This window comes from Bartonella sp. SL320 (genome assembly GCF_059687635.1).
Genome location: NZ_CM185143.1, coordinates 1,620,262 through 1,632,120, shown reverse-complemented (window position 1 = coordinate 1,632,120; position 11,859 = coordinate 1,620,262). Strand labels below are relative to the sequence as shown.

The following is an 11,859-nucleotide window of genomic DNA, read 5'->3' as shown; positions in this document are numbered from 1 at the left end:
TGGGGCTTGATTGGCGCTTTTGGGTGCTATCGTGTTTTGCCTTTTTTGTGTCCTTGCCTATTTAATTGTTCTTAAATTAAGGAGATTTTGTTTTGATGGATGTTATCAAAAATCTTATTCCACGGCGTTTTTCTTCCAGTAAACTTGAAATTCCTGTTGTTCGCCTTCAAGGGGCCATTATGGATTCATCAACATCTATATCGCGTACGCTTTCCCTTAGCAGATATGCAAATGTTCTAGAGAAGGCTTTTGCATACAAGAAAGCACCGGCTGTTGCACTTATCATTAATTCTCCTGGTGGTTCTCCTGTACAGTCGCGTTTTATCTTCAAGCGTATCCGTGACTTGGCAGAAGAAAAAAATAAAAAAGTTCTTGTGTTTGTTGAAGATATCGCAGCCTCTGGTGGTTATATGATTGCTTGTGCGGGAGATGAAATTTTTGCTGATCCTTCTTCGATTGTGGGTTCCATTGGGGTAGTTTCATCTTCCTTCGGTTTTCCGGAACTTTTGAAGAAAATTGGTGTCGAGCGTCGTGTATACACAGCAGGAAAAAACAAAGTTTCATTAGATCCATTTCAGCCGGAAAAAAAGGCGGATATTGAGCATTTGAAATCTCTCCAACTTGAAGTGCATCAAACTTTTATCGATTTAGTTAAAGAACGGCGTGCTGCAAAATTATCAAATGATCCAAATATTTTTACAGGCATGTTTTGGAGTGGAACAAAAAGTGTTGAACTTGGTTTGATTGACGGATTAAATGATGTACGTTCTGTTATTAAGGAGCGTTTTGGTAATGAGGCAAAACTTCGACTTATTACACTTCCAAAAAGTATTTTAGGGCCTAAAACCCCTGCAGGAGTGACAGCTCATACGGTTTATACAGCCATTGATAGTGCATTGATGGCAGCAGAAGAACGGGCACTTTGGCAGCGTTACGGTTTGTAAGGGAAAGGATTATTCAAACGAGAGGGGAGTTTGTTTCAAAACAGATGTTAGAAAAAAAGGCTTGAAATGATATGAATGAGAACGTGTCATTTATTTTATATGAGAGTTCTTCATAATATGTATTGTTTATTTAGAAAAAAATTTAAGAATATTTCGAATTGTTATAGGGTTGGTGTTCATATGGGTACAAAGGGAATATTTGTAAAAGAACCCTGTAAAAGTGAATATTGCGTCATATGATATCGGATGTACAAGTTTCGTTCCAAAGCCATTCTTATGTGTTTACACCCATTAAATTGAATTTAGCTTTGCATGTTGTAGGGCAACGTGCTGATGGTTATCATTTTATAGAAAGTTTGGTTTATTTTAGTCTTAGCGGTGATTGTCTGTACTATGCGCCTTGTGAAAGTGACCAGTTTGTTTTAACGGGACCGTTTTCAAAAGAGCTTGTGTCTCATTCAGACAATTTGGTTATTCGTGCACGGGATTTGATGCATAAGACTTTTCCTGAAAAGGCTCAACCTGCTTTTTTTCGACTTGTAAAAACACTTCCTATTGCTTCAGGCGTTGGTGGTGGCTCAGGGGATGCCGCCGGGGTTATCAGCATATTACGTCAACAGTGGAATATTGATTGCTCTTGTGAAAAATTAGCAAAAATGAGTTTAGTTCTTGGTGCTGATGTTCCTATGTGTCTTTTTGCATTGGAATATCAGCAGCCACTTTTGGTTAAAGGGATTGGCCAAGAGATTATACGACTAAAAGAAGCCTGTTCTTTTGCAATAGTCTTGGTTAATCATGGTCAAGAGATTTCAACACAAGCTGTGTTTAAAGCGTTAGACAAGCATCATCATCCTTCTTTAAAAATTGACCCCATCGCTTTAAAGAGCGTTGATTCATTGGTTGAAGCTTTAAAAGAAACGCGTAATGATCTTTTTGTTCCCGCATTAAAAATGGCACCTCAGCTCGCTGAAGTGTTATCTGTGTTAAATGAGTGTGGGGCTCTTTTTTCTCGTATGTCTGGAACGGGGGCAACGTGTTTTGGCATTTTTAAAAATCAACAAGCAGCGCAACAGGCTGCTCTTTTTATCAAATCAACACATCCAAACTGGTTTGTAAAACCTATCATGACATTAGGGACTATTTAAGAAATAATGATAAAAGCTTTTATTTCTTCATAATTTTTTATACACAATGGGGAGGGGAAGTAAAGAAATGTATTTTTTTGTTTTTCAGATAAAATGAATACATGCTAGAATGATTTCCTAGAAGAGAAAATAGACAATAGAATACTCTTTATTTCCTGTTTTTTTAAATCTTTTATGCAAGAATTCATAGAGTGTTTGAAGAGCTATTGAAAACTGTGACGTTTGCAAGAAATAAGCAGGTTGCAGAAATAGGTGGGTATTTTTTATATTTGTGATTGATCAAAGATGTTTAATTTGCCACTTCAGCCAAATTTTTCATGCGAATTAGATTTGCAAAACCAGGGTTTTTTGCATATAGCTGGGGTGGATGAAGTAGGACGAGGCCCTCTCGCTGGACCGGTGGTAACGGCCGCAGTTATTTTGGATAAAGATCATATTCCTGATGGCTTAAATGATTCAAAAAAGCTTTCTTTTCTTCAACGCAGTAAACTTTATTATGAAATCTTGCAAAGTGCTTTAGCGGTTTCGATTGCTAGTCTTTGTGCTCGTACCATTGATCAATCTAATATTAGAAAAGCAACTTTAGAAGCCATGCGTCGTTGTATTACAGGATTAGCTATTCCAGCTCACTATGTCCTTATTGATGGACGTGATATTCCCTCTCAACTGCCTTGTCCCGCAACGGCATTGATTAAGGGTGATCAGCGGTCGGTTTCAATTGCAGCCGCATCTATTATTGCGAAAGTAACGCGTGATCGGATGATGGAATGTGCTGGACAGGTTTATAAAGGGTATGGTTTAGAGAAGCATGTAGGGTATGGGACACTCGCTCATCGTACAGCTCTTGATAAAAATGGTCCAATTTTAGGATTACATCGTTATAGTTTTGCGCCACTCAAAGAGCGTTATAGGAATGATGTATCATGACGATTCAACCCCTCAATAGTGCTTCGATAAAAGAAGCAGTAGCGCTTCTTGAACAAGGCAGTTTAGTCGCTTTACCAACAGAAACTGTTTATGGATTAGCGGGCGATGCAACTAATGGAAAGGCGATCTCTTCCATTTTTTCTATAAAAAAGCGTCCGCAATTTAATCCTCTTATTGCGCATGTTAACGGTATTGAAATGGCGGAGCGCTACGTTGAAATTGATATTCTTTCACGCCAATTAATGGAGAAATTTTGGCCGGGTCCTTTGACATTGGTTTTACCTTTAAGGAAACAACATAATATTCATCCTTTAACGACTGCTGGTTTGAATACATTGGCTATTCGTTTTCCAGACAGCCGTTTTGCGGAAATTGTACAATGTTTTGGCCGTCCACTTGCTGCACCTAGTGCGAATCAATCGGGGCGTCTTAGTCCTACTTCAGCTGAGGCTGTTTTTGCATCTTTGGGGGAATCTGTTCCTTTGATATTGGACGGAGGCCCCTCTCAAATAGGGCTTGAATCAACAATTATTAAGACTTGTGGTGAAAATATTTATCTTTTGCGTCCAGGGGGGCTTGCGGCTGATAAAATTGAAGAAGTTGTGGGGAAGTCTTTAAAACGGATCGATCAAAGGGCGGCGATTGAAGCGCCAGGGATGTTAAAGTCACATTATGCCCCCAATGCTGCGATTCGTTTGAATGTAGAAAAGGTGGAAAAGGGCGAAGCGCTTTTAGCATTTGGTCCAAAACGCGTTATGGGGGTTGAAAATGCCGCTTTTATTTTAAACCTTAGTGAAGAAGGAAAGTTGGAAGAGGCAGCTTCTCATTTATTTCAATACATGAAGGAATTGGATTCATTTAAAGTGAGATGTATTGCCGTAGAACCTATTCCATCGTATGGATTAGGGGAGGCGATCAATGATCGTCTGATACGCGCTGCAGCTCCAAGGGAGAAATGAACATGGAGCAGGAATTAATTGAGAGGTTTAAAGAAATTGTTGGTGCCAAGCATGCGATAACAGATCAGGCGTTGATTGCACCCTATTTACTTGAAGAGCGAGGGCTTTTTCATGGAAAAACGCCTTTACTTTTACGTCCATCTTCACCGCAAGAAATTTCATCGATTATGCAGCTTGCGAGCAAAACACGCACACCAATTGTCCCTCAGGGTGGAAATACAGGGCTTGTGGGGGGGCAGCAACCAGATGAAAGAGGAAAGAGCGTTCTTTTATCCATGGAGCGATTAAATAAGATTAGAATGATGAATCTTGAGGGGAATTTTGTTATTGTAGAAGCTGGGGTTATTTTACAGGATTTACAAAAAAAAGTGGATGAATCAGGGCGTTTTTTTCCTCTTTCTTTGGCATCTGAAGGTTCTTGCCAAATAGGGGGAAATCTTTCGTCGAATGCTGGAGGAACAGCTGTTTTAGCCTATGGCAATATGCGTGATCTTTGTCTTGGTTTGGAAGTTGTCTTACCAGATGGCCGACTTTTGGATGATTTGCGCTTTGTTAAAAAAGACAATAGCGGTTACGATTTAAAAAATCTTTTTATTGGTGCGGAAGGGACGCTAGGCATTATAACCGCAGCCGTTTTAAAGATTTTTCCGAAAATAAAAGGAAAAGCTGTTTCTTTGGTGGGATTACATAGTCCAGCAAAGGCTTTAGAGTTTTTATCTTTGGCTCAAGAATATGGAGGAGGGATGGTAACGAGTTTTGAGCTTATGGGAGATCTCAGTTTGCAAATGGCTTTAGATTATAAGATGTGTGAGAAGTCTCCTCTCCAGCAGAAACATGAATGGTATGTGTTGATGAATATTTCATCGTTGCAAGGGAGTGATGAGGCGTTATCCGTATTGAATATTATTCTAGAAAAAGCCCTAAAGAATACGGTGATAGAAGATGCAGTTGTTGCACAATCTTTAAAACAGCAAGATTTTTTTTGGCAATTGCGTGAAGCCATATCACCCGCACAGAAATTAGCGGGAGGATCTATTAAGCACGATATTGCCGTACCCCTTGCCTCCATTCCTGACTTTATTGCTGAGGCAGCACATATTGTTGAAGAGATTGCTCCAGGGGCACGGGTGATTTGTTTTGGACACATGGGCGATGGAAATTTGCATTATAATATTACGCAACCCATTGGTGCTGATCTTAAAGTCTTTTTGAAATTATGGTCAAAAATGAATCATCACATTCATCGTTTAGTGATGGACTATAAAGGTGCATTTTCTGCTGAGCATGGAATTGGTCAGCTTAAGCGTGAAGAACTTCGTTCTTTTAAATCGCCAGTCGCATTGGATATTATGCAAGGGATTAAAAAGACACTTGATCCTTTAGGGATAATGAATCCTGGAAAAGTCTTATAATTCAAGAATGGTGATCATGTATTTTTGTTTAGATTTTAATAACCAAAAAAGAAACCTGTTGTTTTTTATTCAAACTTTTAATAATTCAATGAGGAAAAGCTGCTAAAAGGTGTATGTTATTTAAGATAAATTGGGACACTATATATGGCTAATCAATGCTTTAATCAGGCAAAAGCGGTGCTTGAATTTCGGTTAGATCCGTGCCATTTGCCACAAACGACAGCATATTTTTCACCCAAAACGGGCAATCAGGTTATTTGTTCGTTAAATGAGCGCGGTGTTTTTTTTAAAACGGATAAGTCTTCAAGCTTATCGCATTTAGTACCCCCTTATCATTTCAAAGGAATTGCAGCGCGTACCGTAAAAACACGTTCAGGAGAAAGAGCAGTTGCATTAGAGTTATTTCATGCTGATGAGGAATCTTGTATTCCACTTTTGGTTTCTAGAGATTTGAATAATGTTCTTTTAGACTGGCGGTTATGGGCGGATACTTATGGCCTTCCCATGCTGATGATTAATGAAGATAATCGTATTGTTGTTGTCAAAGATCGTTCTGATTTACATCGATTTTTTTGCACAACGCGGCATTCTAAACAAAAGCGCTTTTTACTTCGTTATAGCAATCCGTTAGGTTTGCGTTTGGTAATTGCGAATCGCATTGCACTCCAGTAAATATTAGCATGCATTGATTATTTTAGTTTTATGCGACCACGAGCGTTTTTCTTGTTGCGCTATAAGATTTCGTTGTTCGGAGCGCTGATATAAGGTGTGTAAACTGCACGCATGATGCGTTTTTAGAAGATGTGGTTGAATATTCTTAATTTTTTTTATTGGTCTTTGTGTGAGCGAAGTGCATGAGTGAGAACTAAAAGGAATCCACTCAATAAGAGATCTAACTTTTAACAAATCAAATAGGATAGGAGTTTCCATTCTTCAGGGCGGGGAGGAAGTTAATGCTTGTAACCAACTGTGAAGGGGAGATTTTTGACAGTAACATTTTCAGCAAGCATATAATTTGTATACCCATTTTGTTGTTAAAACCGCAACGCTTTTTTCAGATAGGGGAGTTTTCACAACAATGGAATAATTTATTGGCAGTATAACTTTTTGTTTTTTTTACATCATTAAAGCAGGAATAGATTTCTTTGAGTATTTTTTAAATTTGCTTTTTTATAAAGTAAATTATTGATTTATAAAAATAATAAAACATTTTATCATATCGAATGAGAGCGAGAAATATAATATTTTCATTTCATTTATTTCGTCTAATCAAAATTATTTTTTTGCATGTTACTGGGAGGGGATGCCCATGGGGATGAAAACCATAAAAACAAGAAAAATGCTCTGATAAATTTTCTAGATAGCAGGGGGTATCGTAACATTGGGTGTTGGCTACAATAACGGTATCGGTTTTTGTCTTTATTCAATAGAGATAATGAGGTGGATTTATACACTTTACGATTAATATCATGAAATGGGAGGAAGAGCACAAAAGCTATTGCTTTATGCATAAATAATATGAAGTGCGTTCTTTTTTAGGCATTTTATTTTTTAAGGAAAATATATGCGTTTTTTCCAAAGTTATGGCTAACGAAAAACAAATAAATATGCATATATCGTGCTCTTAAGTAAAAGAATAAAATCGAAGAAGACCAAAAGATTTATTTTTCTCGCGCAATAGCTCGCCATCCAATATCACGACGAACAAAGCCTTCTGGCCAATCAATACAGTTAACGGCTTCATAAGCACGTTTTTGTGCGTTGGTAATCGTTTTTCCTGTTGCTGTTATATTGAGAACACGCCCACCATTTGCAATAAGTTCTCCATTGCGCAATGCGGTACCAGCGTGAAAAACTTTCACATCGGGAAGCGTGTTTACTTTATCAACATTACGGATAACAGTCCCTTTTTGGGGAGAGCCTGGATAACCATGAGCAGCCATAACAACAGTGAGAGCCATTTTTTCAGACCACTGGAGAGGTTTATTTTCAAGATTTCCTTGAGCTGCGGCAAGAAAAATCGGCAGAATATCATCTTTGAGGCGCATCATAAGAACTTGACATTCAGGATCACCGAATCGTACATTAAATTCAATGAGTTCGGGTCCTCTTTGCGTTATCATCAATCCAACGAAGAGAATGCCTTTAAAGGGTGCCCCCATTTCGTGCATGCTTTTCAAAGCGGGTTCAACAATTTCCTTAAGGGTACGATTTACCATTTCTTCGGTCATGATGGGTGCTGGTGAATAAGCCCCCATACCACCGGTGTTTGCTCCCGTATCCCCATCTCCCACACGCTTATGATCTTGAGCAGATCCAAAGGGAAGGGCAATTTTACCATCACAAAGACAAAAGAAGCTTGCTTCTTCACCTTCAAGAAAAGCTTCTACAACAATTTTGTTTCCTGCTTCGCTGGAGGAACTTTTAAAGCAGGAATCCACAGCATTCAATGCTTCTTCCATAGTTGTTGCAACCACGACACCTTTTCCAGCTGCTAAGCCATCAGCTTTAATGACAATGGGAACACCTTGTTGATGAATGTAAGCTTTGGCCTTATCAGCATTATTAAAGCATTGATAGCTTCCTGTAGGAATATTATTCTTACGGCATAAATCTTTTGTGAAAGCTTTGGAACCTTCCAGTTGAGCTGCTTTTTGAGTTGGACCAAAGACACAGATGTTAGCGCTATTAAGAGAGTCTGTGATACCGGCAACCAATGGCGCCTCTGGTCCTACAATGACAAGATCAATAGAATGTGCTTTACAAAACTCAATAACAAGAGGGTGATCATTAATATCTAAATTAATATTTTCACCAAATTCTGTTGTTGCAGGATTTCCAGGAGCGCAATATAATTTTGTTAGCAGTGGTGACGCTGCAATTTTCCATGCTAAAGCATGTTCTCGTCCGCCTGAGCCAATAAGAAGAATATTCATTGCTTGCTCCTCTCATAAAAGATGATTAATTTCATCTTCTTCTCATAAGAATGAAATGTCTCTATCGCAAGACTAAAGGTAAATCATTTGATGAAAAAAAATAAAAATATTCCTCATATTCAGTCCTATAATAGCCAAGGACGGGTTATGGATGCATCTTCCAAACAATGGGTCTATAATTTTCTTCCCAGTTCTTTATGGTTTTATGCGCAATTGGCGCGTTGGGATCGGCCTATCGGATGGCAATTATTGATGTGGCCTTGTTTTTGGTCAACAACAATGGCTTTTCTCTCTTATGACATGCATTATGAGTCTCTTTTATCAATGTTTTTTCATTGGGTTTGGTATCTTTTTCTTTTTTTTCTGGGATCCATCGCTATGCGAGGGGCAGGGTGCACTTGGAATGATCTTATTGATCATAAAATCGATTCTCAAGTAGAGCGAACACGTTCTCGTCCCTTACCGACAGGTCATGTAAGTCGGTTTCAAGCAAAAATTTTTATACTTGTGCAATGTTTGGTTGGTTTAGGGGTTTTATCACAATTTAATAGGTTTAGTTTTTGTCTAGGTATCTCATCATTGATAGCGGTTGCACTTTATCCTTTTATGAAACGCGTAACCTATTGGCCACAGTTTTTTTTAGGGGTTGCATTTAATTGGGGGGCATTAATGGGGTGGGCTGTTGTGTTTGGAAATTTAAGCTGGGCACCCATTTTACTTTATGTAGGATCAATCTTGTGGACGATAGGATACGATACAATTTACGCACATCAAGATAAAGAAGATGATGCGACGATAGGTGTTCGTTCTACAGCGCTTCTCTTTGGTCAAGGAACCAAGTATGCTTTAGTCTTTTTGTATGGTGGTTTTGTCATATTTGTGAGTTTAGCATTTTATTTGGCTAAAGTACCTCTATTAAGTTTTTTGGGGATTTGCGTGGCAAGCATCCATATGTTTATTCAAATTAAAGTTATTGATATAGATAATAGTTCACAATGCCTCAGGCTTTTTAAATCTAATTCGCTTATTGGTTTTGTGATTTTTGCTGGTTTAGTATGCGGGGGTCTATGGAGGATATTTTATTCTGCAGTTTAATGACACGTTAGATAAAGTCAGATATGCTGTGATAATGAGGAGAGGAATGAAAGTTCAAAGATACTTTCATTGATTTTAAAGTCTCTAATTTTTTGAATTTTCAAAATTTATTTGTATTTTATAATGAGTTGTGTTCAGATTTTTCTGGTTAGAAATAACAGTCTTGTCAAAGTTTATTGAAATCAAAATAGACTTTTAAGAGGAATGAACAACTTTTTAATAGAAAGTGCACTTTCTATTTATTCATTAGAATCAAAATATAGATGACTATTTTATTATTCTAGGTTTCCTTTGAAGATCACAGTTTTTCTTACCAGAAGTTCAAAATTAAGATTATCGTTTTGCTGAATACAGAACTTTCTCTTCAATGAGTTTATCGCTAACCTAACTTCAAGCGATAGAGAATATGATCAACCAACCTTTATCGTAAAAATAAAATTCTTCTTTAAATGAAATAAATCATCTCTTTTTATAATTTTGCAAATAGCAAATAATCGCTTAACTGTTAGGAAGAACTTCATAACGATGAAGCTTGAAGGATTTAAGGATAGAGTTTTTGTCTTTTCCAATTGTTATCTTCAACACAGTCGCGTGTAAAAAGAAGACGATCATGTAAACGAAAAGGACGATCAGACCAGAATTCTATAGAAAGAGGGTTGACACGAAAGCCAGACCAATAAGGGGGGCGTGGAATATTGCCTACAGCATAGCGCGCCGTATATTGAGCAATTGCTTTTTCGAGTACAAAACGACTTTCTAAGGGTTGAGACTGTTTCGATGCCCATGCACCAATTCGGCTGCCACGAGGGCGCGATTGGAAATAGGAATCGGCTTCCTGTTGACTGACTTTTTCAACAATTCCTCTTATTCTGACCTGACGACGGAGCGATTTCCAATGAAATCCTAAGGATGCTTTCATTGATTTTAAAATTTCTTGTCCTTTACAGCTTTCATAATTGGTATAGAAGACGAAACCTTGAGGACTGTAGTCTTTGAGGAGCACCATACGAACATTAGGGAGTCCTGTTTCGTCAACTGTTGCAAGTGCCATAGCATTCGGATCATTTATTTCGCTTATCGTTGCCTCTTCAAGCCACTTTGCAAAAAGTTCAAAAGGTTTTTGCATGTGCATAAAATGATCGCCTGTTGATATTTTATCGCTCATAGTGTCTCCAAATGTCAGTGAACATAGGCGTTTTTTTATTTACTTTTTCATAAAGAAGTAGGGTAGCATTTTTTCTTGTTTTCAAAAAGCAAATGTCTACATATATATTTCATGAGTATTTTTATGGTGGCCGCGTTACTTTTATCTTTAGCATAGATGATAATGAGCTATATTAAATAAAGATCTCATTTTATCTGGTATTTTAGTTTCTTAATAGACATATAAAGAAAAGAAGCAATTATTCTTTAGAATGGATTGATGAATCTGTAAGGAATACTGAGCAACGTATTTGTTGATATTTTGAAAACGAAAAAATTGAAAAGAGGACAATATGCGTGATCCCTACACGATCCTAGGTGTGGCACGTACCGCAAAACCGCAAGAGATTAAATCAGCATTTAGAAGACTAGCAAAGAAGTATCATCCAGACCACAATAAAGATGATGTAAAGGCTAAAGAAAAGTTTGCTGAAATTAATCAAGCTTATGAGATTATAGGTGATAAAGATAAAAAAGCACAATTTGACCGCGGTGAAATCGATATGGAAGGTAAACCGCTTTATCAAGCTTATGGTGCTGGTGAAAATTTTAGCAATAGACAAAATCCCTTTTCAGGCAGAGCAAGAGGATTTGATTTTTCTTCATCAGGGGGGGCTGGTTTTGATGCGAGTGATATTTTTCGCGATCTGTTTGGAGGAGGCGGTAACTTTTCAAATTCCACACATCGTAATCGTCCTCAACAAGGAGCCCATATTCGCGCTAATCTTACCATAACATTAGAGCAGATGGTTGGCGCCGAAAAGGTGGAAGTTGTTTTCCCACATGGAAAAAAATTAAAAATTAAACTTCCAGATTATATTGAGGATGGGCAAACTATTCGTTTAAAAGGTCAAGGAGAAGAAGTGCCTCATGGGCAAGCAGGAGATGCGTTGATAACCATTAAAATTCAAAAGCATCCTCGCTTTCGGGTTGAAGGAAGGGCACTTCATCTTGATTTACCCGTTTCTCTTAAACATGCTGTTTTGGGAGCAAAAGAAGAAGTTGAGACCTTGGAAGGACGTGTAGTTTTAACGATTCCTGCTTGGTCAAGTTCTGATCGCGTTTTGCGGTTGAAAGGAAAAGGGCTTCGTTTAAAAAATGGGACAAGAGATGATCTTTATGTGCATGTTCGTATTATGTTGCCAGAAGATAAAAATGCTGCGCTAGAACAGTTTTTGCAAACGCAAAAAGATTAATTTTTAAATTTTTTTATATATAAAGCATCGTTTTTGTCTGAT

10 protein-coding genes are annotated in these 11,859 nt (G+C 37.8%); 8 read left to right on the top strand and 2 right to left on the bottom strand.

The window, feature by feature from the left end; genetic code table 11:
• Positions 1 to 95: 95 nt before the first annotated feature.
• The 6 genes from AC6ER8_RS06705 to AC6ER8_RS06680 all read left to right on the top strand — a co-directional run bounded on the left by AC6ER8_RS06705 (position 96) and on the right by AC6ER8_RS06680 (position 6,059).
• The gene (locus AC6ER8_RS06705; protein WP_497077939.1) at positions 96 to 944 is read left to right on the top strand and encodes a S49 family peptidase; all 849 of its coding nucleotides are present in this window, start codon (positions 96 to 98) and stop codon (positions 942 to 944) included.
• A 236-nt stretch (positions 945 to 1,180) separates the two neighbouring features.
• Positions 1,181 to 2,089 carry a 4-(cytidine 5'-diphospho)-2-C-methyl-D-erythritol kinase gene (locus AC6ER8_RS06700; protein ID WP_497077938.1) on the top strand — a complete coding sequence of 303 codons (909 nt, stop codon included), beginning with the start codon at positions 1,181 to 1,183 and terminating at the stop codon, positions 2,087 to 2,089.
• 285 nt (positions 2,090 to 2,374) lie between these two features.
• A complete protein-coding gene (gene rnhB, locus AC6ER8_RS06695; RefSeq protein WP_497077937.1) occupies positions 2,375 to 3,016 on the top strand; it encodes a ribonuclease HII in 642 nt (213 codons plus the stop codon).
• Entirely contained in the window at positions 3,013 to 3,975 is a 963-nt protein-coding gene (locus AC6ER8_RS06690) for an L-threonylcarbamoyladenylate synthase (protein WP_497077936.1), read from the top strand. The genes rnhB and AC6ER8_RS06690 overlap by 4 nt, the downstream gene beginning before the upstream one ends.
• 2 nt (positions 3,976 to 3,977) lie before the next feature.
• Positions 3,978 to 5,387 (top strand): FAD-binding oxidoreductase, encoded by a 1,410-nt coding sequence (locus AC6ER8_RS06685; RefSeq protein ID WP_497077935.1) that lies wholly within the window; start codon positions 3,978 to 3,980, stop codon positions 5,385 to 5,387.
• A 144-nt stretch (positions 5,388 to 5,531) separates the two neighbouring features.
• A complete protein-coding gene (locus AC6ER8_RS06680) occupies positions 5,532 to 6,059 on the top strand; it encodes a DUF6101 family protein (protein WP_497077934.1) in 528 nt (175 codons plus the stop codon).
• Positions 6,060 to 7,048: 989 nt separating this feature from the next.
• Here the strand turns inward: AC6ER8_RS06680 and purD are convergent.
• Positions 7,049 to 8,323, bottom strand: a complete 1,275-nt coding sequence (gene purD / locus AC6ER8_RS06675; RefSeq protein WP_497077933.1) for a phosphoribosylamine--glycine ligase — start codon at positions 8,321 to 8,323, stop codon at positions 7,049 to 7,051.
• Positions 8,324 to 8,413: 90 nt separating this feature from the next.
• Here purD and ubiA point away from each other — a divergent pair, with 90 nt between their 5' ends.
• A complete protein-coding gene (gene ubiA, locus AC6ER8_RS06670) occupies positions 8,414 to 9,418 on the top strand; it encodes a 4-hydroxybenzoate octaprenyltransferase (protein ID WP_497077932.1) in 1,005 nt (334 codons plus the stop codon).
• Positions 9,419 to 9,959: 541 nt separating this feature from the next.
• Here ubiA and pdxH read toward each other — a convergent pair.
• Positions 9,960 to 10,583 carry a pyridoxamine 5'-phosphate oxidase gene (gene pdxH, locus AC6ER8_RS06665; RefSeq protein WP_497077931.1) on the bottom strand — a complete coding sequence of 208 codons (624 nt, stop codon included), beginning with the start codon at positions 10,581 to 10,583 and terminating at the stop codon, positions 9,960 to 9,962.
• 331 nt (positions 10,584 to 10,914) lie between these two features.
• Here pdxH and AC6ER8_RS06660 point away from each other — a divergent pair, with 331 nt between their 5' ends.
• Entirely contained in the window at positions 10,915 to 11,817 is a 903-nt protein-coding gene (locus tag AC6ER8_RS06660; protein WP_497077930.1) for a DnaJ C-terminal domain-containing protein, read from the top strand.
• The last annotated feature ends 42 nt before the right edge of the window (positions 11,818 to 11,859 follow it).